Annotated in this window: 24 protein-coding genes; 1 reads left to right on the top strand and 23 read right to left on the bottom strand. The window is 42.5% G+C overall.

From position 1 onward, the window contains the following. Positions 1–39: 39 nt before the first annotated feature. From EP57_RS06320 to recO, 9 genes are all read right to left on the bottom strand, one after another. Positions 40–1,161, bottom strand: coding sequence for a Nif3-like dinuclear metal center hexameric protein (locus EP57_RS06320; RefSeq protein WP_036085284.1), 1,122 nt, complete (start codon positions 1,159–1,161; stop codon positions 40–42). Continuing rightward, the gene (locus EP57_RS06315; RefSeq protein WP_036085283.1) at positions 1,158–1,853 is read right to left on the bottom strand and encodes a tRNA (adenine(22)-N(1))-methyltransferase; all 696 of its coding nucleotides are present in this window, start codon (positions 1,851–1,853) and stop codon (positions 1,158–1,160) included. The genes EP57_RS06320 and EP57_RS06315 overlap by 4 nt, the downstream gene beginning before the upstream one ends. A 59-nt stretch (positions 1,854–1,912) precedes the next feature. Beyond that, positions 1,913–3,037 carry an RNA polymerase sigma factor RpoD gene (gene rpoD, locus EP57_RS06310; protein WP_036085281.1) on the bottom strand — a complete coding sequence of 375 codons (1,125 nt, stop codon included), beginning with the start codon at positions 3,035–3,037 and terminating at the stop codon, positions 1,913–1,915. 474 nt (positions 3,038–3,511) lie between these two features. Further along, on the bottom strand, positions 3,512–5,392 hold the full coding sequence (gene dnaG / locus EP57_RS06305) for a DNA primase (RefSeq protein ID WP_036085280.1): 1,881 nt from the start codon (positions 5,390–5,392) through the stop codon (positions 3,512–3,514). Between the two features lie 2 nt (positions 5,393–5,394). After that, entirely contained in the window at positions 5,395–5,838 is a 444-nt protein-coding gene (locus EP57_RS06300) for a YaiI/YqxD family protein (protein WP_036085277.1), read from the bottom strand. Between the two features lie 175 nt (positions 5,839–6,013). Continuing rightward, positions 6,014–6,838 (bottom strand): pyruvate, water dikinase regulatory protein, encoded by an 825-nt coding sequence (locus EP57_RS06295; protein ID WP_036085275.1) that lies wholly within the window; start codon positions 6,836–6,838, stop codon positions 6,014–6,016. Between the two features lie 67 nt (positions 6,839–6,905). Next, entirely contained in the window at positions 6,906–8,972 is a 2,067-nt protein-coding gene (glyS, locus tag EP57_RS06290) for a glycine--tRNA ligase subunit beta (RefSeq protein WP_036085273.1), read from the bottom strand. Beyond that, positions 8,965–9,855: a glycine--tRNA ligase subunit alpha gene (glyQ, locus tag EP57_RS06285; RefSeq protein ID WP_036085667.1), complete on the bottom strand. Its 891-nt coding sequence runs from the start codon at positions 9,853–9,855 to the stop codon at positions 8,965–8,967. Before glyQ ends, glyS begins: the two co-directional genes overlap by 8 nt. Positions 9,856–10,143: 288 nt before the next feature. Further along, positions 10,144–10,923 (bottom strand): DNA repair protein RecO, encoded by a 780-nt coding sequence (gene recO / locus EP57_RS06280; protein WP_036085271.1) that lies wholly within the window; start codon positions 10,921–10,923, stop codon positions 10,144–10,146. A gap of 121 nt (positions 10,924–11,044) precedes the next feature. Here recO and EP57_RS06275 point away from each other — a divergent pair, with 121 nt between their 5' ends. Next, positions 11,045–11,746, top strand: a complete 702-nt coding sequence (locus EP57_RS06275; protein WP_036085270.1) for a DUF4352 domain-containing protein — start codon at positions 11,045–11,047, stop codon at positions 11,744–11,746. A 76-nt stretch (positions 11,747–11,822) separates the two neighbouring features. On the opposite strand, the gene EP57_RS16955 is transcribed toward EP57_RS06275, so the two are convergent. The 14 genes from EP57_RS16955 to grpE form a co-directional block, all read right to left on the bottom strand. Continuing rightward, the gene (locus EP57_RS16955) at positions 11,823–11,972 is read right to left on the bottom strand and encodes a hypothetical protein (protein ID WP_159106422.1); all 150 of its coding nucleotides are present in this window, start codon (positions 11,970–11,972) and stop codon (positions 11,823–11,825) included. Positions 11,973–12,188: 216 nt separating this feature from the next. After that, positions 12,189–13,094 (bottom strand): GTPase Era, encoded by a 906-nt coding sequence (gene era / locus EP57_RS06270; RefSeq protein ID WP_036085269.1) that lies wholly within the window; start codon positions 13,092–13,094, stop codon positions 12,189–12,191. After that, on the bottom strand, positions 13,091–13,489 hold the full coding sequence (locus EP57_RS06265; protein WP_036085268.1) for a cytidine deaminase: 399 nt from the start codon (positions 13,487–13,489) through the stop codon (positions 13,091–13,093). The genes era and EP57_RS06265 overlap by 4 nt, the downstream gene beginning before the upstream one ends. Positions 13,490–13,504: 15 nt before the next feature. Then, on the bottom strand, positions 13,505–13,891 hold the full coding sequence (locus EP57_RS06260) for a diacylglycerol kinase family protein (RefSeq protein WP_036085267.1): 387 nt from the start codon (positions 13,889–13,891) through the stop codon (positions 13,505–13,507). Continuing rightward, positions 13,869–14,348, bottom strand: coding sequence for an rRNA maturation RNase YbeY (gene ybeY / locus EP57_RS06255; protein ID WP_036085265.1), 480 nt, complete (start codon positions 14,346–14,348; stop codon positions 13,869–13,871). The genes EP57_RS06260 and ybeY overlap by 23 nt, the downstream gene beginning before the upstream one ends. An 11-nt stretch (positions 14,349–14,359) precedes the next feature. Next, on the bottom strand, positions 14,360–16,528 hold the full coding sequence (locus EP57_RS06250) for an HD family phosphohydrolase (protein WP_036085263.1): 2,169 nt from the start codon (positions 16,526–16,528) through the stop codon (positions 14,360–14,362). A gap of 33 nt (positions 16,529–16,561) precedes the next feature. Further along, positions 16,562–17,524, bottom strand: a complete 963-nt coding sequence (locus EP57_RS06245; protein WP_036085261.1) for a PhoH family protein — start codon at positions 17,522–17,524, stop codon at positions 16,562–16,564. A 235-nt stretch (positions 17,525–17,759) separates the two neighbouring features. Continuing rightward, positions 17,760–18,206: a GatB/YqeY domain-containing protein gene (locus EP57_RS06240; RefSeq protein ID WP_036085260.1), complete on the bottom strand. Its 447-nt coding sequence runs from the start codon at positions 18,204–18,206 to the stop codon at positions 17,760–17,762. Positions 18,207–18,227: 21 nt separating this feature from the next. Further along, positions 18,228–18,401, bottom strand: coding sequence for a 30S ribosomal protein S21 (gene rpsU, locus EP57_RS06235; protein ID WP_036061859.1), 174 nt, complete (start codon positions 18,399–18,401; stop codon positions 18,228–18,230). A gap of 213 nt (positions 18,402–18,614) precedes the next feature. After that, positions 18,615–19,367 carry a 16S rRNA (uracil(1498)-N(3))-methyltransferase gene (locus EP57_RS06230; protein WP_036085259.1) on the bottom strand — a complete coding sequence of 251 codons (753 nt, stop codon included), beginning with the start codon at positions 19,365–19,367 and terminating at the stop codon, positions 18,615–18,617. 2 nt (positions 19,368–19,369) lie between these two features. Then, the gene (gene prmA, locus EP57_RS06225; RefSeq protein ID WP_036085258.1) at positions 19,370–20,311 is read right to left on the bottom strand and encodes a 50S ribosomal protein L11 methyltransferase; all 942 of its coding nucleotides are present in this window, start codon (positions 20,309–20,311) and stop codon (positions 19,370–19,372) included. 65 nt (positions 20,312–20,376) lie between these two features. Continuing rightward, positions 20,377–21,519, bottom strand: a complete 1,143-nt coding sequence (dnaJ, locus tag EP57_RS06220; RefSeq protein WP_036085256.1) for a molecular chaperone DnaJ — start codon at positions 21,517–21,519, stop codon at positions 20,377–20,379. Between the two features lie 126 nt (positions 21,520–21,645). After that, a complete protein-coding gene (gene dnaK, locus EP57_RS06215; RefSeq protein WP_036085254.1) occupies positions 21,646–23,484 on the bottom strand; it encodes a molecular chaperone DnaK in 1,839 nt (612 codons plus the stop codon). A gap of 39 nt (positions 23,485–23,523) precedes the next feature. Then, the gene (grpE, locus tag EP57_RS06210) at positions 23,524–24,117 is read right to left on the bottom strand and encodes a nucleotide exchange factor GrpE (RefSeq protein ID WP_036085253.1); all 594 of its coding nucleotides are present in this window, start codon (positions 24,115–24,117) and stop codon (positions 23,524–23,526) included. Between the last annotated feature and the right edge of the window lie 13 nt (positions 24,118–24,130).

The raw sequence follows: 24,130 nt of genomic DNA, 5'->3' as shown, positions 1-24,130 counted from the left end.
GCATGGCTCCTAAACAAAGGAATCATGCTCGTTTTCATTTTAATAGAACGTAAATGGGTTCGTATTTTCCTCAGAAACAAGTAATTCTACTTCATAGCCATTCACGCGAGCCATTGCTTCAAATTGGTTGCGCAAGCTTGCTTTCATGACTTTTTCAATGTAGTGGCCTGCGTCAATGGTTGGCAGCCCAATCGCCAGTAAATCATGACCTGTGTGATAATAAATATCTCCCGTGATAAATACGTCAGCACCGGCACGCTTTACATTATGAATAAACTTATTGCCGTCCCCGCCGATAATACCAACTTTCCGCACCGGCGTTGTTAAGTCACCGATAACGCGCACATTGCTCATCGATAACTTCTCCTTCACATAAGCGATAAAATTATGCATTTCCATCGCTTTTGGCAAATTTCCAATACGTCCCAAGCCCATTTCCGATTTGATATTTTCAATTGGCATCACATCAATGACTGGCACTTCGTATGGATGCGCAATTTTCACGGCCTTCATAATGCGATCCATTTCCGAACGCGGGAAAATCGCTTCAATTCTGACTTCCTGCACCTCTTCCAATTTCCCTGGCTCGCCAATGGTTGGGTTCGCTTCCTCACTCGGCAAGAAACGCCCCGTGCCATCAATCGTAAACGTACATTCACTGTACAAATGAGACACTTTGCCAGCCCCGTTATTAACCAACGCAAGACGAACCGATTCTTCCGCGAAATCAGGCGTATAAACGGCCATTTTGCTGTAACTTTCTTTGTATGTAGGCACAATAATGTCTGTATCTTCTAGCCCTAGCAATTCACTAAGCGCATCGTTTACGCCGCCATTCGCAATATCCAAGTTCGTGTGCGCCGCGTATACTGTAATATCATGTTTAATCAACTTCTTCACAATTCGGCCTTCTGGTGTTGCCATATCTATCTTTTTCAGCGGACGAAAAAGTAACGGATGATGCGCGATAATCAAATCCACGCCTTTTACAATCGCCTCATCCACAACATTTTCTAAAACATCCAAAGTAAACATGATTTTGCGGACTTTATGGCTTAAATCACCAATTTGTAAACCAATCGGATCGCCTTCCATCGCGTATTTTCGCGGAGCAATACCTTCTAAAATCGCAATGTACTCGTATCCATTTGCAACTTTCATCGTAACACTTCCTCTATCAGTTTTATTTTCAAGTCCAATTCTGCCAACTTCTCCGCATTTTTGGCGCTATTTGCATCAATTTTGCCACGAATTTCTATCCAATTTGCCAGCTCATGTTCCCACTTAGCATGAAAAACCTCAGATTTCTCCCGCATCAAAAATGGTCCTAATAATCGTTCTGCGTCAGAATAAGCCACTTTCGCCTCGCTCGGTTCTAACACTAAAATTTCATAAATCTTGTTATCCTCACGCAAAATGGACTCGGCGACCAGTTTCCATTGGTTGATTTCCGCCCATTCCCGCAATTGATGCGCCGCGATATTCGGCTGTAAAACTAAACGTTTCACCCCATCTAGTTTCGCTGGTTCCGCTTCTAAAATCGAGCGAATCAATGCACCACCCATGCCTGCAATCACAATCGTATCAATGGCATCTGCGGGTTCGATAACAGCCAAGCCATCACCTTTTCGAACAGCGATTTGTTCTGTTAAAGCTAGACTTCGTACTTGTTTTGTTGCTGATTGGAATGGGCCTTCCACAACTTCACCTGCAATAGCGAATTCTGCGAGTCCCTGTTGAATCGCATAGCAAGGCAAATACGCATGGTCGCTTCCAATATCAGCAATTCGTGCCTTGTTCGATACGTATGACACTACTATTTCTAATCGTTTCGACAATTGTTGTTCATTCAATAAAAAACACCCTTTGTAAAAAAGAGAGCGCGATTGTTACGCACTCTCCTCTGAAATTTTTATTCTAAGAAATCTTTGAGTTGCTTGCTGCGGCTTGGGTGTCTTAATTTGCGCAATGCTTTCGCCTCGATTTGACGAATACGCTCACGTGTAACACCGAAGACACGACCAACTTCTTCCAGCGTGCGAGTACGGCCGTCGTCTAAACCAAAACGGAGACGAAGTACATTTTCTTCGCGGTCTGTTAGTGTATCCAGTACATCTTCCAACTGCTCTTTCAGCAGTTCGTACGCCGCATGGTCGGATGGAGATGTTGCTTCTTGGTCCTCAATGAAATCGCCTAAGTGTGAGTCATCTTCTTCACCAATTGGTGTTTCTAATGACACAGGTTCTTGTGCAATTTTTAAGATTTCACGTACTTTTTCTGTCGGTAGGTCCATTTCTTCACCGATTTCTTCTGGAGATGGATCACGGCCTAGGTCTTGTAGCAAGGAACGTTGTACGCGGATCAGTTTGTTAATCGTTTCGACCATATGAACCGGGATACGAATGGTACGTGCTTGGTCGGCAATAGCGCGGGTGATAGCTTGACGAATCCACCATGTTGCATACGTACTGAATTTGAATCCTTTGTTAAAGTCGAATTTCTCAACGGCTTTCATTAATCCCATGTTACCTTCTTGAATTAAGTCAAGGAAGAGCATGCCACGACCAACGTAACGTTTCGCGATACTTACAACGAGACGTAGATTGGCTTCGGCTAGACGGCCTTTCGCTTCTTCATCGCCTTGTTCGATACGTTTCGCTAAAGCAATTTCTTCGTCAGCTGATAGTAAGTTTACGCGACCGATTTCTTTCAAGTACATGCGCACTGGGTCATTGATTTTAACGCCTGGTGGGACACTTAAATCGTTCAAATCGATTTCTTCTGTTTCTTCCTTGATTAGCTCTGCTTCGTTAGGGTCAGCATCCTCTTCGTCGTCTGCTACCTCTATTGATAACTCGGTTAAAAGTTCTAAAAAGTCATCCATTTGATCGCTATCTAATGTAAACGGAGCTAGTTTGGCAGCAATTTCGGCGTACGTTAGGGAACCCTTCTTCTTCCCGTCTTCAATTAATAATTCTTTTGCTTTGTCTAATTTTAAGTCTTCTTCTGGTTTTGTATCTTGTGCTTTTTTAGCCATAGTCTGCCATGTCCTCCTTCCAAAATAATCGTTAAATGAGGGTATGGTATTCCTTACCTCATTCCCCGATTTTAAAACACCGGGCAGGAGGCCGGAGCGCATTCATCTCCGTCGTTAAATTCTCCGTTCCAGTGCTCACGTATACATATACGCTCCGCGCTGGTACTCGAATTTGCCTAGGAGCTAAACGCGCTCCGGCCTCCTGCTGTTTGGTGGGGCTTTCGTGAATTGCTGGGATTCTTGGGTGGTGGTTGCATTTGTCTTTGTTGATTGGTCTTGCGTTCTGGTATTTTTTAGTTATCGCTACGCTTAACTTTTTACGTGATTGGAAAGCGACTCTCTATCTGTTTTCAGTCATCACGTATAAGTATACGTCCGTGCTCGTACTCAGATTTGCTTGCCAAGTAGCTAAATGTGTTCTGGTGCTTTTCGTTATCGCTGCGCTTAACTTTTATGTGGTTGGAAAACGATTCTCTAGTTGGGGGTGTTTTTCATTGTGGCGCGCATGGTGGTGATGGTTCTGGCTAGTTCTAGGGCTGCGGGTATGTCGCCTTGTTGGGTTGCTGTTAGTAGGGCTTGTTCTTTTTCTTTGATGTCGCGTTCTATGCTGGACTTTGTTAGGCTTTGGACGTAGTCTTGGTATTCTTCGATGGAGACGTCCGTGTTTACGGTCATCATTTCTAGTTCGCTGACTAGGTTGCGGGCCATGTCGTCTTTGAGTTGATCCATTAGTGCTAGCGGGTTGGCGTCGTTTCCTGAAGCGTAGAAGCCGATTAGATGGGTGTAAAGTGCTTTGTAGTTGTCATGGTAAAAATCGGTTTGGTGTTCTTCTAGCAGGTTGCGAATCTGGATGAATGCGTCGCGGTCTTCTAGCATGTATTTTAGTAAGCGTTTCTCTGATGTTAGGCCTGCGGATGGAACGCCACTCGGTTGGGCAAAACTGAATTGCTCGTAAACTGGGCCGCCATCGCCTTCGTAGCTTGGATACTCGCCGTAGCTTTCTGGTGGTGGACCGCCGTAATCATGTGGTTTTGGCTTAACAACAACGGTTTGCTGTAGTTGTTGTTTTAGCGCCTCCATCGATAGGTCGAACTCGGAACCAAGTTGTTTTAAATAGAGTTCGCGTTCTACGGCTTGATCCAACTTGCCAATTTCAGCAAGCGCTTCGCCTAAGTAGGCTATCTTGTCTGTTTCGTTTTGCAAATTTCGGTTTCGTTTGAAAAATTGCAGTTTAAATGCTGTCCATGTGAGACGTTGGTGTGTATAGATTTCCGCGAATTTCTCGGCGCCTTCTGAACGAATGAAGTCATCGGGGTCTTTGCCGTTTGGCAGTTGTAATACGAAGACTTCTAGTCGGTGTTGTTCTGCCAGCATAGTTCCTGCTTTAAAACTCGCTTCAATTCCAGCGCGGTCACCATCATAACAAATAATGGCACGGTTCGTTACGCGTCGTATCATCTGGACGTGTTCTTCTGTGAGTGAAGTTCCCATCGAAGCCACGCCATTGCTGAAAGTAGCCGAGACACTGGAAATAACGTCCATGTATCCTTCTAATAACAAGATTTCTTCTTTCTTTCGAATCTCCTGCCGCGCATCAGAAAAATGATATAAAATATTACGCTTGTTAAAAATCGGGGTTTCCGGACTGTTCAAGTATTTCGGCCCATCCTCTTGGTTGAAAAGCCGCCCTGAAAAACCGACCAATTGTCCGCGATCATTCTTAATAGGGAACATAATCCGATTTCGGAACCGATCCACTACCTCGCCATCATCGCGCTCCGTTAGTAAACCACTTTCTACGGCAAGCGCCAAATCAACCTCTCGTTTCTTCAAAAAGGTCGTGACGGTAGATGCGTGAGCTGGCGCGAAGCCAATTTCAAAATGATCTAGTTCTTGCTCGCTCATTCCACGATCAAGCAAATATTGTAGTGCCTCTTGCCCTTCTTCGGTTTCCATCAATAAGTAATGGTATAACTTACTCGCCAATTGATGGATTTCGATCATCTTACTTTCTTGGCTGTCTGGTTTATTTCCAGGTGAGCTATCTCCTTGCGAAATAGCCACGTCTAGCGGGATATGGGCTAAATCCGCCACTTTTTTCACCGATTCCACAAAAGAAAGTCCATCAATCTGCATAAGGAAAGAGAAGACATTGCCTCCTTTTCCGCAACCAAAACAATGGAAAATCTGTTTCTCAGGTGACACGGAGAACGACGGGGTTTTCTCGCCATGAAAAGGACAGAGCCCCGTATAATTGCGCCCTTGCTTCTTTAATTGTACGTAATTGCCGACAACATCGACAATATCGACTTGAGAGCGTATCTCATCAATCTTTTCTTCTGGAATCCGTTGCATCTTTATAACCTCGCTTTAATAAACGTATCCAGCTTGTGTAAAAAGTTCTCGTTATCTTGATTGTTCATTGCTTTTGGACCTTTACTGTACTTGCCTTGTCTGCGTTCTTTCGCGTGAAGATACCGTATATCAAGCATCATTGCTATCTCGCTTTCCCGATATTCCTCACCACGGTTGGAGAATGTCGCCACACCTTTTGCTAAAAGCATGCTCGCAAGACCAATATCCTGCGTAATCACAATGTCACCGCTCTTCGCCAAATTCAAAATGCGCATATCTGCAGACTCCTTATCTGTGTCTACAAAAATCCACGTCTCACCATCCGGCAAATTCACAGAGTAATGATTATACGACGCCACAAAAGTAAGCGGCAATACATAGCGATCCGCTAAAATACGAATCTCATCTTTCACTGGACAAGCGTCTGCATCAACAAAAATAGCCATTTCTTTGCAACCTCCTTCCAGTTGTAAAACCCGCATCATTTGAGGTTTCGAAAAAACAAAGGCATTATCCAAAAGCCTAATACACACAAAAATATATTATAGGCGATTAAAAGCAAAATTACCATCGTTTTAACCGCTATAATATATATATTCGCCACAAAATCTAATTTTCCTTCTATAATTCTAAATTTTCATCAACAATTTCACCAATATGCATTAAAATATCGTTTGCCGTCTCTTCAATCGCTTTATTTGTCACGTCTAACACATAACATCCAAGTTTATTCGTCAGCTCCGTAAAGATTTCTAATTCCTTATCAATCCGTTCATGACTCGCATAATTTCCGACACCGCTAAGTCCAATCGATGCCAAACGTTTTTCACGGATTTGGTTTAGCTTTTCTTTGCTGATTTTTAGACCGATAATTTTGCTCGGGTCGATTTCGAATAGTTCTTCAGGGACGTGTGCTTCTGGGACAATTGGAACGTTCGCCACCTTCAAGCCTTTGAGCGCTAAATATTGCGATAATGGCGTTTTGGACGTTCTTGAAATACCGATTAGAACATAGTCAGCTTGTAAGAGGCCGCGTGGATTTCTGCCGTCGTCGTTTTCCACGGCGAACTCAATCGCAGCAACTTTGCGGAAGTAGGCTTCATCTAGTGAACGTACCATTCCTGGCTCTGAAAGCGGCTTGATTTGATACGTTTCTTCTAGTTGAGCAAGAAGTGGTCCAAAGATATCAATGATTGGTACACCAAAGCTTTTAGCCGTTTTGTTTAATTCATTGCGCACTTCTTCAACGACGATTGTATGCACAATAATGCCATTGTTCACAGCTACTAAATCGACAATTTCCTCAATCATATCTAACGTGTCTACATGGTGGAATCGGTGAATGAATTGCGGGCTTTTACCAAATTGCATTAATGCGGCACGTGTGACAAGTTCCGCGGTCTCCCCAGTAGAATCTGAAACGACATATACAGCTGGTTGTGTCATAGTAAAATAGCTCCTTCAGTAGGCTCGGTGTGCTAACTACTGCGCCAACACACCGGCATATAATAATCTATTTGACGTTAATATCTTCAATTCGCGCAAATTCTTTAATAAAACTAGCAAGCTCAAACAACAGCGCTAGGCGGTTATTCCGAACATTTTCGTCATCGCTCATCACCAATGTATTTTCAAAATAAGCATCGATAGCTAGGCGAAGTCCTGCAAATGCTTGCAAACGCTCGACAACATTCAAGCTTGGATACGCTTGTTTCAACTTCTCGACTGCTTCAAAAAGTTGGGCTTCCGAATCGTTTTCGAATAGAGCAGGATCGATTTTTGTTTCGGTTTGGTATTTTTTCGAGATGTTGACAACGCGTGCTAAAGCTTCCATCGTTGGGCGGAACCAGTCGGCATCGCGGTGTTTATTAAGCAATGTCGCGCGTTCAATGAGCGCTGGCACAACGCTTAAATCGCCGCCAATCACGGCATCGATAATGTCATGACGCACTTGATGTTCTGCCAAAATCGCGCGTAAACGGTTGTTTAAGAACTGTTGCACTTCTTGGAAAACTTCTTTACTTGGCAATTCATCCAGACCGTCGGCACGTTCGATTGCCACAACGTCTTCCAAAATGTCGAGAATGCGAATGTTCCACTGCTTCTCTTGAATAATGCGCATAATACCTAAGGCACTTCGGCGTAAACTAAATGGATCGGCAGAACCTGTTGGTACAATGCCCACGCAGAAGAAGCCTGTTAATGTTTCTAATTTATCAGCAATGGCCAGTAACGCACCGATATCGCTTTGTGGTAAATCACCGTCTGCTGATGTTGGCATGTAATGTTCACGAATCGCAGTTGCCACTTCACTGTCTTCACCTTGAAGTAACGCGTATTTTTCACCCATAATACCTTGTAATTCTGGGAATTCGCCAACAAGATTCGTTACTAAGTCAAATTTATAAATATCAGCGGCACGCGACACTTTTTGTTTTTGCGCATCGGTCATGTTTAAGTGGTCTGCAATGATTAACGCGACTTTCTTCACGCGAACCATTTTTTCTGTTAAGGTGCCTAGTTTTTCATGGAAAACAATGTTTTTAAGTTTTGCTACAGCTTCATTGATCGTGATTTTCAAATCTTCTTGATAGAAGAAATCGGCGTCAGACAAGCGCGCCCGCAATACTTTTTCATTTCCTTTGGCTACGGTTTCTAGATGCTCGTGATTTCCATTTCGGACGGTGATGAAGTACGGACGCAACTTGCCTGCTTCGTCCACGACTGGGAAATAACGTTGATGCTCTTTCATTGTCGTAATCAAAACTTCTTCTGGCAACTCCAAGTAGGCTTCGTCAAACGTTCCATGAAGCACAGTTGGGTATTCGACCAAATTGTTTACTTCTTCTAAAAGATCCGCATCCATCGGGATTTTCCAATTTTCTACCGCTTCGATTTCTTCGATTTGGCTCACAATCGCGGCTTTTCTTTTTTCAGCGTCTGCAACAACAAATTGACCAAGCAATGCTTCTTCATACGCTGCAGGGCTTGCGATTGCTACTTCTTTACCTAGGAAACGATGTCCGCGTGTTGTGTTTCCAGTCGTAACATTCGTGATTTCAAACGGAATCACTTGATCTCCGAACATCGCAATCAACCATTTAATCGGACGGATGTAACGCAGGTCATAGCTCGCCCAATGCATGCTAACTGGGAAAGTCATTGTCAAAATAATTTGGCGCATATCAGAAAGTAAGTCTACCGTGTTGGCACCTGTTACTTCTTTTGTTAGATAGATGTACTCGACGCCACCTATTTCGCGGAATTCTAGCGTATCTGGATCAACGCCTTGTCCTCTTGCAAAACCTTGTGCGGCTTTGGACCAGTTGCCGTTTTCATCTTTGGCGATTTTTTTCGCAGGACCCTTAGATTCTTCCACGCGATCTGCTTGTTTTTCGGCGAGCACTTTTACAATCACAGAAAGACGACGCGGTGTTGCGTAAACTTCTGTTGTTTCGTAGGCTAAATCGTTTTCAGCAAGCCATTTTTCGATACGTTCTTGTAGTTGTTTTGCAGAAGCTGTAATATATTTCGCTGGCATTTCTTCCAAGCCAATTTCTAATAGAAAATCTTTACTCATGATCTGCGCCCTCCTTTTCTTTTAACAGCGGGAAGCCAAGTTTTTCACGTTCTGTATAAAACGTTTTCGCAATGCGGCGTGCTAAGTTCCGAATTCTAGCGATATATTGCGCGCGTTCGGTTACAGAAACAACGCCTTTTGCATCCAATAAGTTAAATGTATGCGAGCATTTCAACACACAGTCGTATGCCGGGAAAACAAGACCTTCTTCCATTTGGCGCCCTGCTTCACGCTCATACGTATCAAAAAGAGACAATAACATGTCACCGTTCGATGTTTCAAATGCGTATTTCGAGTTCTCATATTCGGATTGGTAGAAAATATCGCGATACGAAATACCTTCTGTCCATTCTAAATCAAATACATTTTCTTTTTCTTGGATATAAGAAGCTAGACGCTCCAAACCGTATGTGATTTCAGAAGTAACCGGCGAACATTCTAGCCCACCGACTTGTTGAAAGTACGTGAATTGCGTGATTTCCATCCCATCAAGCCACACTTCCCAACCAAGACCCGCACAACCAAGCGACGGATTCTCCCAGTTATCTTCTACAAAACGAATGTCATGTTCTAGCGCATTAATTCCTAATTTTTCAAGCGAACCTAAATACAATTCCTGAATATTGTCAGGAGAAGGCTTCATCACGACTTGAAACTGATGATGTTGGAAAAGACGGTTCGGATTTTCCCCGTAGCGACCATCAGCTGGACGACGAGAAGGCTCCACGTATCCCGCTTTCCACGGTTCAGGCCCAATTGCTTTTAAAAATGTATACGGACTCATTGTTCCCGCACCTTTTTCGACATCGTAGGATTGCAACATAATACAACCTTGTTCCGACCAATAATCTTGTAACGTACGAATCATTGCTTGTAAATTCATTTCATCCACCTCCATAAAATTAGGCATATAAAAACCTCGTCTCTATGCCTCCTAAAAAGCATAGGGACGAGGTACAATTCTGCACTCGCGGTTCCACCCTACTTGGATTTGTAGATAAATCACAAACCCCACCTTGATTTCGTTCATGCTCAGGGATACCTTCTTAAGAAGATTAACGCTCGGCTTACACCAATCCCGAACTCGCTTAGAAAAGAGCTTCTTCGTACTATTTCCCATCATCGCATCTATTCAATATACCTTAAAATTTACCCTATTTATCCTAAAAAGTCAATCACTATCTTCCTCATCTGGCTTATTTGTCAACAAAGCATCCCAATTCTTCATATTATTAAGGAACTTCTTGCTCTTCAAATAAAGTCCAGAATATTGTTCATAATACGTATCAATCGCGCGCTGCACTTGTTCTTTAGTCTCCTGCTTCACATCGATATTCCCCAATCGGTCCAACTGGAAAATGTAAAACAAGCGCAGCAACTTCACCACGTTTTCTGGTAAATGCATCCGATATTTATCCCTTTCAAAACAACGATAACAAACAAGCCCATTCGCATACGCTGAAAAATCAAAAGGCCCATCCTCACGCCCACAAATCGCGCACCGATCCATCGTTGGATAAAGTCCTAACACCGACAACATCTTCATCTCAAAAATCTGCGTCAAAACCTGCGGATCATACCCTTCATCAATATGATGCAAAATTTGATAAAACAAATCATACAGCCCCGTACTCGCTTGCTGTTCCTCCGTCGCCTTGTCCAACAACTCGCACGCATACGTCGCATACGCCGTTAAGAAAATATCTGTCTGAATCGAAGAAAAAGAAGTTAGCGCCTCCCCTTGCTGAAGCGTCCCTAGCCCCCGATTCGGATAAAATGTAAAAACACCGTTTGTGAAAAGCTGGGTGACTGCTGCTAATCGGCTTTTTGTTTTTTTCGCGCCACGAGCAACTAAGCCCATTTTGCCATATTCTCTTGTGTAAATAACGATGATTTTATCAGATTCGCGATAACTTGTCGTTCTTATGACTATTCCCTCACACTTTTCCATGCTTTTCACCTCTTTCTATCCCATTATACAACAGCTTTTGCAAAAAAACGTAACTTTTCATTTATTTCAATCGAGAACTATTGTACAATAAACATATCGACACAAAAAGGGAGCGTTTGACATGACAGTATTATTACTTATTTTCTTCGGTTTTCTGCTATTTCTTTGCTTAGTAGCTTTAATCGTCGGAGTCATCTTGTTTATTGTTAGAAAGGGCAAAATGCTTGGTGCCTTGATGATGGCTGGCTCGCTAGTTCTTGGTTTCCCGCTGTTTGGCGGTTTCATGGCTAGCATAATTATGGCGGCCCCAATGGAATACCATAACAATTCAACGATGATGCACGATGACTTAATGGATGGCTCAACGTACGATGACACGGGTGGTAGCGATGATAGCAGTTCCTATTACGACGATTCAGATGAGTACACAGACGACTGGGACGAAGATGAATATTATTCGGATGACTACACGCAATACAAAGTTGGCCAAGCCGCTGAATTTCAAGACGGCACGTGGGTTACCGTTTCAAAACTAGAGAAATGGACAGGCGATTCCGAGTTCCAAACACCGATGGCCGGTTTTTACGTAAAAGCAACAATCCTATTAGAAAATAAAGGGAAAGAAACCGTCGACTTCTACGCAGACGAATTCCAAATCTATGATCAAGATAATTTCGATGGCGAGAATACGTATAAAGAAGACTGGAACCTATCCTTAAAACCTGGCGCAAAAGCTACACGAACCGTTTACTTTGATGTTTACGGCAATGGACCATTTCATGTGGTGTTGTCGGATGTTTCATGGAGTGGAAGTGTGAAATAAGAGCATTATTATCGATCGACAAAAAAGCAGTGTCGCTAAATCTATATGATTTGGCAACACTGCTTTTACATATTTATTACTCAGAAGCAAGCTTTCTAAGGCTTTCTTTCACCTGGGGCTTCTCCACTATTCGCTTTAAACGTTCATTCAAAGTTGGTGCTTGGATCTTACCAGCTACAGATGTTCTTTGCTTCTGAGATTCATTCTTAACGTCTACATACATCATACTGAACACCTCCTTATATGTTCCTGAAAATTGGTTAATTAATAAATAATCCTATTCCAAACTTCACATTCTTTTTTTACACTGATTATAGCATACAATTTCGATTATGAATATTTTTTAGTAATAATTAAAACAAAAAACTCCTAGATAAAAGCAAAATTAGAACAGAAATATCCTCTAATCTTGCTCCATCAGGAGTCTACTATTACGATTTAATTAATACTCGTCTTGATCAAACCCATAATCATGCAAAAAGTGCTCTTTATCGCGCCAGCCTTTTTGTACTTTTACCCAAATTTCCAAGTACACTTTCGAACCAAGCAGAAGCTCGATTTCTTTACGGGCACGCATGCCGATTTGTTTTAGCATTTGACCTTGTTTTCCAATCAAAATACCTTTTTGGGTGCTGCGTTCTACGATGATTTGTGCCATGATGTGTAATTTTTGCGTTTCAGGGTTGGTTTCGATGCCCTCAATAACGACAGCTACGGAATGTGGTACTTCTTCGTGTGTGAATTTCAGCACTTGCTCGCGAATCAGCTCTGCAATAATAAAGCGTTCTGGATGGTCTGTTACTTGATCTTCTGGATAATACATTGGTCCGACTTCTAGATGTTTGGTCGTTTCTTCAAGCAACGTCTCCACATTGTTTCCTTGGAGTGCCGAAATCGGAATAATCTCCTCAAAATCAAGCATTTCACTATATTTTGCAATTAAATCAATCAGTACTTCTGGATGCACTAAATCGATTTTGTTAATCAGTAAGAACACTGGCGTTTCGACGTTCTTCAATTTTTCAATAATGAATTCATCGCCGCGACCGAAACCTGCCTCTGCATCAATGACGAAGAAAATCATGTCTACTTCACGGAACGTATTTAACGCAATTTTCACCATGAAATCGCCTAGTTTATGTTTTGGTTTGTGAATTCCTGGCGTATCAATGAATACGACTTGTGCTTTGTCGGTCGTGTATACGCCTTGAATTTTATTACGTGTCGTTTGGGCTTTATCGCTCATAATCGCAATTTTTTGCCCGATAATTTGGTTTAATAATGTTGATTTACCTACGTTCGGACGGCCAACAATCGCCACAAAACCTGATTTGAAAACATCACTCATTTATTTAAATCCCCCGGAGTAAAGGCGCCTGGAAGCAGTTCTCCAACTGTCACTTCCGCTACGTCACCTTTCATATTTGTTAAAACTACTGGCATATCTGGTTCGCAAAACTCGCTAATTACTTGACGACAAGCGCCACATGGAGCCACTGGACCGTCTGTATCTGCCACAATGACTAATTTTTTAAAATGCTGCTTGCCTTCTGATACTGCTTTGAAAATCGCTGTTCTTTCCGCGCAATTCGTCAAACCGTAGGAAGCGTTCTCGATATTACAACCCATCACCACTTCATCTTCCGTTGTTACAAGCGCCGCGCCAACTTTAAACTTAGAATAAGGCACATAGGCATTTTCACGTGCTTGTTTCGCTAAAGCAATCAAATTATTCTCTCTCATCACAAAAAGCTCCTTCTAAAACAATTTAGGTATAAAAATAATCAAACCAACAACCGCCGAGCAAATCGAAGCAAGCAATACAGCGCCCGCCGCAACGTCTTTCGCTTTTTTGGCGTATGGGTGAAACTCTTCCGTCGCCACATCCACCGCTCGTTCAATCGCTGTATTTATCATTTCAAACGTCAACACATTAAAAATCGAAAACAAAAGAAATAGCCATTCGATCTTCGTTACCTTGAAAAAAACACCACAAATAACAACAATCATGCCCGCAGTAATATGAACACGCATATGGCGCTCTTCTAAAATTGCGGTTTTAACACCTGTAACGGCATGGATAAATGATTTTCGAAAGCGTCTATTTGCAGTTGCTTTTACTCTATCTTTCGAGTCCATACGCATCCAACACTTCTTTTTGTAGTGCGAACATTTCTTTTTCGTCCTCGTCTTCGATATGGTCGTATCCTAGAAGATGCAGGAGGCCGTGTAACGCCAAGAAACCTACTTCGCGATCGAATCCATGCCCGTACTCTTTCGCTTGTTCTTCGGCCCGCTCCGTGGAAATGATGATGTCTCCTAAAATACGCGGAACGTCCATATCTTCACTCCAAGTAATCGCTACTTCACCGTCGCCCATTTCTTCTAAAGCAAACGAAATCACATCGGTGGGCTGATCTTTGTCGCGGTAATCCCGATTAATTTCCTGAATTCGTGCATTATCAACAAATGTAACGGTTAACTCGCTATCATTTTGAATGTTTAATTTGTCTGCGGCGAACTGCAATAAGTTCTCCACTAGTTCAAATGCTTCTGGTGCCAAATCTTCTGTTTCGTCTATCATATCAAGTTCTAAAACCATTGCCATCCTCCTTACTTGCCATCAGGATATTGAATTCGCTGATGATAAATGCCATTTAATGTCGCACATAATGTTTCACGCACAACTTCTATTTCTTGGAATGTAATATCCGATTCGATAAACTGTTTATCTTTAATCCGATCATCCACAATACTGTTTACAATCGCTCGAATTTTGTCCTTTGTCGGTTCATCACACGACCTAACAGCAGCCTCGACACTATCCGCGACATTGATAATCGCAATTTCTCTTGTTTGCGGTTTTGGCCCTGGATAACGGAATTCAAGCTCACTTATATCTGGATTTTGCTCTTTTGCCTTATGATAGAAATATTTCACAAGCGTCGTTCCGTGATGCTGCAGTGCAATATCAATAATTGGCTGCGGAAAACGATTATCTCGCAAAATGGCTGCACCGTCTGTTGTATGCGCAATAATGATATCGCGACTTTGCTCTGGTGTCAATCGATCATGCGGATTAATCCCCTGCAACTGATTTTCTACAAAATATGGCGGGCGTAGCGTTTTACCAATATCATGATAAAAACAGCCAACACGCACGAGCAAACTATTCGCACCAATCGCATCCGCACAAGATTCCGCGAGATTTGCAACCATCAGGCTGTGGTGATAAGTCCCTGGTGCCTTCATCAAAATCTTCTTGAGTAGCGGATGATTCGGATTCGACAATTCCACCAACCGACTGGTCGTAAGCATTCCAAAAACGGTCTCAAACACTGGAATAACACCAATACCAAGAACAAAGGAGCCGATTCCACCTAGGAAAGCATACCCAACTGGCACCCAAAAAGCAAATGTCACTAGTCCCGTATTGCTAATCATCATGAGCAAGAACACAAAGGCAATATTCGCCAAGCCAACAATAAAGCCAGACTGCAAAATCGCCGAACGCCTGCTATAATCACGAAGCACAACAATACTCGCCAAACCACTAAGCAAAATATACGTCGAAACGGTCACATTAACAGCCGTCGTTGCGTCACTTTGAAATACGAAGAAACTTGCAATTGCTGTAAAAATCGTAATCATGAACGCAAATTTTTCATTTAGTAATATCTTAATAATCATCGGTCCAAACGCGGCTGGGAATAAGAATGAAATATTGCTAATATCCACGCCCTCTAAATACCGAATAATGACTAACATCGCTAAAATAACGACATACACCGATGAAAAGACCAGCAACGCCTGATTTTTCTTGTCGTGATCCAGATTTTTTTGTCTTTGTGTAAAGAAATATAGCATCGACGCGAGGGAGACTAATAATAATCCGAAACCTGCGTATTGTTTGATTGGCATTTTTTGATTGAGTAGGTTTAGTAATGCCAACTGCCGGTAAATTTCGCGGTCAATGATTTGCCCTTCTTGCACAATGACTTGCCCTTGCAAAATTTTCACCGGAATAACGTTTGCAGATGCTTCTTTTCTGCGATCAGCGGTTTGCTCCGCGCTGTAGACTTCGTTAGGAACGATAGCATAAGATAAAATCGCTTTTGCAACACCTTTATAGCTAGGTGACAAATTGGAAAGTTCAATCGTGTCACGCGCACCGACCTTGACTTCTGTCATATTGTCTTTACGCACACTTTCCTCCATCGCCACATCAAGCGCACTAATCACTTCTTTTTCCACGGCATCTAAATCTTTCGTATCCATTCGTAGCAGTATGGATAACATCGTGTCGCTAATGCCGTCCGTGACATTTTCAGATACATTTTTTGATAATTTCGCTTTCAAAGACGTCAATTTCTGGTCTATCGTTGTTGGTTTTGGTGTCGCTTTATTAGCATCTTCCGCAGCCTTCTTGTTCTTTGCGTCATTTTCCGCGGCTTCTTGATTCACTTCTCCAACATAGGCAAACAGCGATGACACGAGCGATTCCCGATTCTGTGCGGTTTCCCGGTTGAAAACATATACATCTTCCACATCAGCCGCAGCTTTTAACTGTTCTTCTTTTGTTTTCTCCGTATCTTCCACTGTTTGCGGTGACCGAATTGTCTTTTCCGCCACTTCAAAAAGCTTCACATTATAGGACTCAGGCTTCACCATCTGACAAATTAACACAAAAGCAACGATAAAAAAGAAGATCAAGATGACTGGCGTTACGTATTTCTTCCCCGATTTATAATACCAATCAACGCCTTTTTTTGGAAATTTCATATGTACCTCCTTTTTTACATAGTTCGGTGCTAATTATTTCAGTTTCCCTTCGTATGCCTTAATAATCTCAGCAACAAGCGGATGACGTACCACATCAAAATGTTCAAAATAAACAAAGCCGATGTTTTTCACGTCGCGCAATACCGTCTCTGCATTCACCAAACCACTCGTAGCCCCTTTTGGTAAATCGATTTGCGTCGTATCGCCATTCACAATCATTTTCGATTCAAAACCTAGACGTGTCAAGAACATCTTCATCTGAGCAACTGTCGTGTTTTGCGCTTCGTCCAGAATAACAAACGCATTATCCAGCGTCCGACCACGCATGTACGCAAGCGGCGCAATCTCAATCACACCACGATCCATCAACCGCGTCGTATGCTCCACACCAAAAATATCATACAAAGCATCGTACACCGGGCGCAAATAAGGATCCACTTTCTCCTTCAAGTCACCAGGCAAGAACCCAAGACTTTCCCCAGCTTCTACCGCAGGACGTGTCAAAATAATTTTGTTTACCGTCCCTTTCTTCCATGCAGCGACAGCTTTTACAACTGCCAAATATGTCTTCCCGGTTCCGGCAGGCCCGATACCAAACACAACATCATATTTATCAATCGTCCGCACATATTTGCGTTGTCCGAACGTTTTCGGCCGAATCATTTTCCCTTTCGCATTCACCGTGATTTCTTCATCATACAAGCTCGCAAAATATTCCACCGTGCCATTTTGCTCCATCTTGATTGCTTGCGTCACATCACGTTCATCGATATGAATTCCTTTGACGATGACACGAGCAAGCGCATCAATAACCGCTCCAGCATGCGCTTCATTTACCTCTTCACCTTGAATTGTTATTATTTCACCACGAGTGATAATCTGTACTTGGAACGCATCTTCAATTAAAGCAATATGTGCATCATTATTTCCAAACAGTTCCCTAGCATCAAACCCGTCCGCTAACGTAATCTTTTTATTTTCATGGTCTGTCGGCATCCAAATAACCCCTTCACTCTAAAATTAAGTTTATGTGCTTATATTATACACGAAAGCGTTCCATTTGGGTATTATTCGGCGTGTTTACGGAAATTATGTATTATTTTTGCGTTGATAAGCGACTTGAGGGATTACCCCACCGCTTTGCTTACGCTTATATTGGCGCTGTAAGTCATTTTTACTCCTAACAGTGCCAACAAAAAGAGCCGAGGTTACTCGGCTCTTTGATTTTGAATTATGAAAGATATTGTTTCACGAATTTATTGACTGCGTTACCGTCTGCTTTACCTTTAACTTTAGGCATAACAGCGGTCATCACTTTGCCAAAATCGGCTGGGGATGTTGCGCCAACTTCTTCGATCGTCACTTTTACAATTTCAGCGATTTCTTCCTCGGAAAGTTGCTTCGGTAAATAACCTTCGACAATCACGATTTCTTGTTTCAGTTGATCCACCAAGTCTTCACGACCTGCTTTCTCAAATTCGTTTAGAGAATCGCGACGTTGCTTCATTTCGCGGGAAAGAATAGTTACTTCGTCGTCAGGAGATAAATCATCTGTACCAAGACGAATGGCTTCATTTTGCAAAGCCGCTTTAAGCATACGGATAACGGAAAGCTTGTCTTTTTCTTTCGCTCGCATCGCTTGCTTCATATCTTCATTCAGTTGGTTAAGGAGACTCATGTATTTAAATCGTCCCTTCGATTAGAATTTGCGTTTTCTCGCTGCTTCTGATTTCTTTTTACGCTTTACGCTTGGTTTTTCATAAAATTCGCGCTTTCTAACTTCTTGCATTGTACCTGTTTTGGAAACAGTACGTTTAAAGCGACGAAGAGCATCTTCAAGCGATTCGTTTTTACGAACTACTGTTTTTGACATCTCTCTTTCCCTCCCTCCGACACTTAAATGGACAAGGATGCCCTAAGCTATTTGAACACCTCGCACAAGACGAACTTGTGAATGAGTCCAAAGTAATGCACAACTATTTGCATTCACTCACTAAAAATTATAAACCAATCCTCTAGGCTAGTCAATATGAAATCGTTAACTTTCATGATTTATTTTCAGTATGACACCCAATCTTATTTTCATTTACCCATTTTTGCCAAGTTCAAACGCAAAAGAGGCTGCTGCTAAAAAATAAAGCGGTGCTGTTTCTGTTCGCAAAATTCGTGGCCCTAAGCCTACTCTCAGCGCCTGCACTGCTTCTAATTTAACGATTTCTTCTGTTGCTAAACCACCTTCAGGTCCAAAAATCGCCAAAATTGATTCACCGGGCTTCGCTTGGTCAAAAAGTGTGGCTAAAGCGGAAGATTCACCCTCTTTGGCACTCTCTTCATAAGCAACGACAATATAATCATAGGAACGCGCAACATCGAGTAGCGCTTGAAATGATGCGACATGTTGAAATGTTGGGACAACACTGCGATGCGATTGTTCTGCGGCTTCTTTTGCAATTTTATCTAGGCGCTCTACTTTTTTCTTGGCTTTTTTACTATCCCATTTGGAAATAGAGCGTTTTGCTGGGAAGGATAGGAATGATTTTGCGCCTAGTTCAGTTCCTTTTTGGGTGATTAATTCGAGCTTGTCGCCTTTTGGTAAACCGCTTGCGATGGTGATGTGCACTGGTAATTCAGATGTGCTTTCTTTCCATGACACGATTTTAAATTGGACAAAGTCATCGCCTATTTCGATTAATTCGGCAATGGCTATTTGTTCATCTGGCGTAACAAGATAAACGTGATCTTCTAGTTTCATCCGCATAACACGAACAATATGGTGAAAATCCTCACCTGTAATTCGTGCTTTGTCGTCTGCGATTTGATCGATAAAATATCGTTGCATCTTTATTCACCTCGCTTGGCGTAAATAGCTACCCAATCCGTTATTTGTTCTGTATGATACACGGTTAAACCTGCTTCGATAAGTGCTTCTGTCACCATTTCACGCTTCGGCTCGATAATTCCTGACGCAATAAAAATGCCATTTGGTTTCAGGGCTGCGTGCACGTCTTCTGGAAATAATACAATCACTTCTGCTAAAATATTGGCCACGATAACATCTGCTTTTTGAGTAATGCCTTTTAAAAGATCATTTTGCTGGATAGTCACGATGTTTTCGCAATGGTTTTGGGCAATGTTTTCTCTTGCGGCGCGAACGGCAACTTCGTCGAGGTCTGTTGCTAAGACGCTTTTGGCGCCGAGTTTTGCACTAGCGATGCTTAGTACGCCTGAGCCTGTTCCAACATCCATAACCTCATCGCCTGGTTTGACGATTTTTTCTAAAGCTTGCACGCATAATTGTGTTGTTGGGTGTGTGCCTGTACCGAATGCCATACCTGGATCAAGTTCGATAATCATTTCGTCGTCCGTTTCTGGTGTGTAGTCTTCCCATGTTGGTACGACAGTGATGTGATCGGTGATTTTTACGGGATGATAGTATTTTTTCCAAGCAGTTGCCCATTCTTCGTCGTTTACCTCATTGACTTGGAACGTTAAATCGCCTAGCGGAATATCAAAATCTGCAAGCCCACGAATGCGCGCTTCAATTTCCGGTACCATCGCTAAAAAGTCATCGGTCGTTAAAAAGTAAGCCTTGATAATCACGCCTTCTGCTGGATAATCAGCTGCTTGTAAATCGTAAATTTCGCCAAAACGATCTTCGTGTTCGCGCGTTAAATCTGCGGAGTCTTCAATGGAAACACCGCTTGCACCTGAATCGTTTAGGGCATATGTAATTGGTTCCACCGCTTCGTTTACCGAATGGATTTCAATTTCTGACCATTTCATTGTATGACCTCATTTCCTTAAATAAAAGGCTCGTTATTACGCAATCCCGAGCCTTTTGATTATTATTATTCACCTTTGAATGCTTTTTTCATTTTGTCGAAGAAGCCTTCACTGTTTTCGTCTACTTTATCGCCAGTTGTTGCAGCAAATTCGCGTAGAATGTCTTTTTGTTTGTCGTCTAGTTTCTTCGGTACGATTACTTTCACGATGACGTGTTGGTCGCCAGTTCCGTTGCCACGTAGATGTGGGACACCTTTGTTGCGCATACGGAATGTTGTGCCTGTTTGTGTACCAGCAGGGACTTTGAGACGAACTTTGCCATGAACCGTTGGGACATCAATCTCATCACCAAGTGCGGCTTGAACGAATGTAACGGGTACTTCTACGTAAATATCGTTTCCTTCGCGTTCAAAGAAATCATCGCGAGCTACAACGAATACAACATAAAGATCTCCGTTAGGTCCGCCGTTAATACCGCCTTCCCCTTCGCCAGCAACACGCATTTGTTGCCCATCATCGACACCTGCTGGAACTTTCAATTTGATTTTCTTCGTTTTCGTTACGCGACCTGAACCATGACACGTGTCACATTTTTCTTTGATTTCTTTACCTGTACCGTTACAGTATTGGCATGTGCGTTTGTTGACGATACGGCCAAATGGTGTGTTTTGTTCCACGTTAATCGAACCTTTACCGCCACAGTGAGAACATTTTTCAGGTTGTGTTCCTGGTTTAGCACCACTTCCGTGACAGGTATCACAGCTTTCTTCGCGAGGAATTTCAATTTCCGCTTCTTTTCCGAAAATGGCTTCCTTGAACTTCAGGCGCATGGTATATTGCATATCGCTACCTTGACGTGGTGCTGTAGGGTCTTGTCTAGCAGAACCGCCACCACCAAAGAATGTATCGAAAATATCTTCAAAACCACCGAAGCCCTGGCCACCAAAACCGCCACCACCATATGATCCGCCGCCTCCAAAACCTTGGTTTGGATCGACGTGTCCGTATTGGTCGTATTGTGCGCGCTTGGATGCGTCACTTAGTACTTCGTATGCTTCTGATATTTCTTTAAATTTCTCATCAGCGCCAGCTTCTTTATTGATATCTGGATGGTATTGCTTCGATAATTTACGGTAAGCTTTTTTTATCTCATCTGCTGAGGCGCCTTTGGAAACGCCAAGCACTTCATAATAATCACGTTTTGCCATCTTTTGCGTCTCACTCCTTGTCTTTTCTGTTTATATTTCCTATCGTATTGTAACATAAGTCTTTACGAAGAGAAAGAGCCAAAGCCAGTAAGCTTTGACCCGATTTTCTCTTATTTTACGAAACGATTATTTCTTAGCGTCGTCATCGTTTACTTCTTCAAACTCGGCGTCAACTACATCGTCATTCGTAGCTCCTGCTTCTGGGTTTTCACCTTGAGCAGCTTGTTGTTCTGCTGCTGCTTGTTCGTAAAGTTTTACGGAAAGAGCTTGAACGATTTCGTTTAGGGCATCTGTTTTTTCTTTGATTGCGTCGAAATCTTCGCCTTTTAATGCTTCTGATAACTCATCGCGAGCTGCTTCTGCTTTTTTCACTTCTTCTTCGTCTACTTTGCCTTCTAGTTCTTTCAATGTTTTATCTACAGTGAATACTAATTGGTCTGCATTGTTACGAAGTTCTGCGTTTTCTTTTACTTTTTTGTCTTCTTCAGCGTTTGCTTCTGCGTCTTTAACCATTTTTTCGATTTCTTCGTCTGTTAGGCCTGAAGAAGATTTGATAACGATGTTTTGTTCTTTACCAGTTCCTAAGTCTTTCGCACGAACTGTTACGATACCGTTTTTATCGATGTCAAATGATACTTCGATTTGTGGAATGCCGCGTGGTGCTGGTGGCAAGTCCGTTAATTGGAAACGTCCAAGTGTTTTGTTATCTTTAGCCATTGGACGCTCACCTTGCAAGACGTGAATGTCTACTGCTGGTTGGTTGTCTGCTGCTGTTGAGAATGTTTGTGATTTTGAAGTAGGGATTGTTGTGTTGCGGTCGATTAATGTTGTCATCACGCCACCCATTGTTTCGATACCTAGGGATAATGGTGTTACGTCAAGAAGTACAACGTCTTTTACGTCACCAGTGATTACGCCACCTTGAATCGCAGCACCCATTGCTACTACTTCGTCTGGGTTTACACCTTTATGTGGCTCTTTGCCTAGCTCTTTTTTGATTGCTTCTTGAACGGCTGGGATACGTGTTGATCCACCAACAAGAATAACTTCGTCGATATCGCTAGCAGAAAGATCGGCGTCTTTTAGTGCTTGGCGAGTTGGCGCGATTGTGCGCTCTACTAAGTCATGTGTTAATTCGTCAAATTTCGCACGAGTAAGCGTTACTTCTAAGTGAAGAGGACCTGCTTCTCCAGCTGTGATAAATGGTAGTGAAATTTGTGTGCTAGTTACGCCAGAAAGGTCTTTTTTCGCTTTTTCAGCTGCGTCTTTTAGGCGTTGTAAAGCCATTTTATCTTTAGAAAGGTCAATTCCGTTGTCGCGTTTGAATTCAGCAACTAGGAAATCAATAATTTTTTGGTCAAAATCGTCCCCACCTAAGTGGTTGTCGCCAGCTGTTGAATGAACTTCGAATACGCCGTCGCCAAGTTCAAGGATAGATACGTCAAAAGTACCGCCACCAAGGTCAAATACAAGGATCGTTTGGTCTTTGTCTGTTTTATCCATACCGTAAGCAAGTGCTGCTGCTGTCGGTTCGTTAATGATACGCTCTACTTCAAGTCCTGCGATTTTACCAGCATCTTTTGTTGCTTGGCGTTGTGCATCGTTGAAATAAGCTGGTACAGTGATAACCGCTTTATCTACTGTTTCACCAAGATAGTCTTCTGCGTAACCTTTTAAGTATTGTAAAATGATTGCGCTGATTTCTTGTGGTGAATAGTCTTTGTCTTCTACTTTTTCTTTGTAATCTGTTCCCATGTGGCGTTTGATAGAAGCTACTGTGTTAGGGTTCGTGATTGCTGCACGTTTGGCAACTTCCCCAACTTGGCGTTCGCCGTTTTTAAAACCTACAACAGATGGTGTTGTACGCGCGCCTTCTGGGTTTGGAATGATTTTTGCTTCTCCGCCTTCTAATACTGCTACTGCTGAGTTTGTTGTTCCTAAGTCAATACCGATAATTTTGCTCATAATTTCATTTCCTCCTAAATAACTGGTTCTTTTTATAGTTTATTGGTTTACTTTTACCATCGATGGACGGATAACGCGATCTTTTAGTTTGTATCCTTTTTGAAGCTCCATCGTGATTTCATTGCTTTCTTTGGTCGAATCATCGTCTTGCATCACTGCTTGATGGTAATTCGGGTCAAATTGTTCGCCAAGTGCCGGAATTGCTTCTACACCTTCTGCTTCTAGAGCTGTCATGATTTGTCCGTATACCATCTTCATTCCTGTAAGCAATGCTTCCATTTGCTCGGAGTCACTTTGTGTGTCGAGTGCTTTTTGGAAACCATCAAGCGCCGGCAAAAGTGCTTCAGCAATGCTTTGCGAACGGTATTTCTGATTCGCCGTACGCTCGGCAATATTGCGCTTCTTCACATTTTCAAAGTCAGCTTGTAAGCGCAAATAACGATCTTCAGCTGCTTCTAACTTTTCTTCTAATTCAAGCAAACGCTTCTCATCTTCTGTTAGTGTTACTTCTTCTTCGGTCGCAGTTTCTTCGGGAACGGTATGCATCTCTTGTTCCACTTCTTGAAGCTCTTCCACTGCTTCTTTTTCAATTTCTTGTGCTACTTTTTCTTTTTTATTTTTCTGTTCGGACACGTTTGTCACCTCT

The organism is Listeria booriae, assembly GCF_000766865.1.
Classification (GTDB): domain Bacteria; phylum Bacillota; class Bacilli; order Lactobacillales; family Listeriaceae; genus Listeria_A; species Listeria_A booriae.
The sequence above is the reverse complement of the archived record's forward strand: the minus strand, read 5'-3'. Positions and strand labels throughout refer to the sequence as shown.

Coding starts and splice junctions, on each gene's coding strand:
- EP57_RS06295 (WP_036085275.1), bottom strand. CDS start 6,838: ATGACACAACCAGCTGTATATGTCGTTTCAGATTCTACTGGGGAGACC.
- EP57_RS06300 (WP_036085277.1), bottom strand. CDS start 5,838: ATGGCTATTTTTGTTGATGCAGACGCTTGTCCAGTGAAAGATGAGATT.
- EP57_RS06265 (WP_036085268.1), bottom strand. CDS start 13,489: ATGAGAGAGAATAATTTGATTGCTTTAGCGAAACAAGCACGTGAAAAT.
- EP57_RS06230 (WP_036085259.1), bottom strand. CDS start 19,367: ATGCAACGATATTTTATCGATCAAATCGCAGACGACAAAGCACGAATT.
- EP57_RS06250 (WP_036085263.1), bottom strand. CDS start 16,528: ATGAAATTTCCAAAAAAAGGCGTTGATTGGTATTATAAATCGGGGAAG.
- EP57_RS06260 (WP_036085267.1), bottom strand. CDS start 13,891: ATGCGTATGGACTCGAAAGATAGAGTAAAAGCAACTGCAAATAGACGC.
- glyS (WP_036085273.1), bottom strand. CDS start 8,972: ATGAGTAAAGATTTTCTATTAGAAATTGGCTTGGAAGAAATGCCAGCG.
- EP57_RS06245 (WP_036085261.1), bottom strand. CDS start 17,524: ATGCCGACAGACCATGAAAATAAAAAGATTACGTTAGCGGACGGGTTT.
- recO (WP_036085271.1), bottom strand. CDS start 10,923: ATGGAAAAGTGTGAGGGAATAGTCATAAGAACGACAAGTTATCGCGAA.
- EP57_RS06240 (WP_036085260.1), bottom strand. CDS start 18,206: ATGAGTCTCCTTAACCAACTGAATGAAGATATGAAGCAAGCGATGCGA.
- rpoD (WP_036085281.1), bottom strand. CDS start 3,037: ATGGCTAAAAAAGCACAAGATACAAAACCAGAAGAAGACTTAAAATTA.
- era (WP_036085269.1), bottom strand. CDS start 13,094: ATGAGTGATGTTTTCAAATCAGGTTTTGTGGCGATTGTTGGCCGTCCG.
- dnaG (WP_036085280.1), bottom strand. CDS start 5,392: ATGCAACGGATTCCAGAAGAAAAGATTGATGAGATACGCTCTCAAGTC.
- EP57_RS16955 (WP_159106422.1), bottom strand. CDS start 11,972: ATGATGTATGTAGACGTTAAGAATGAATCTCAGAAGCAAAGAACATCT.
- ybeY (WP_036085265.1), bottom strand. CDS start 14,348: ATGGTTTTAGAACTTGATATGATAGACGAAACAGAAGATTTGGCACCA.
- prmA (WP_036085258.1), bottom strand. CDS start 20,311: ATGAAATGGTCAGAAATTGAAATCCATTCGGTAAACGAAGCGGTGGAA.
- dnaK (WP_036085254.1), bottom strand. CDS start 23,484: ATGAGCAAAATTATCGGTATTGACTTAGGAACAACAAACTCAGCAGTA.
- rpsU (WP_036061859.1), bottom strand. CDS start 18,401: ATGTCAAAAACAGTAGTTCGTAAAAACGAATCGCTTGAAGATGCTCTT.
- glyQ (WP_036085667.1), bottom strand. CDS start 9,855: ATGAATTTACAAGCAATGATTCGTACGTTACAAGATTATTGGTCGGAA.
- EP57_RS06275 (WP_036085270.1), top strand. CDS start 11,045: ATGACAGTATTATTACTTATTTTCTTCGGTTTTCTGCTATTTCTTTGC.
- EP57_RS06320 (WP_036085284.1), bottom strand. CDS start 1,161: ATGAAAGTTGCAAATGGATACGAGTACATTGCGATTTTAGAAGGTATT.
- dnaJ (WP_036085256.1), bottom strand. CDS start 21,519: ATGGCAAAACGTGATTATTATGAAGTGCTTGGCGTTTCCAAAGGCGCC.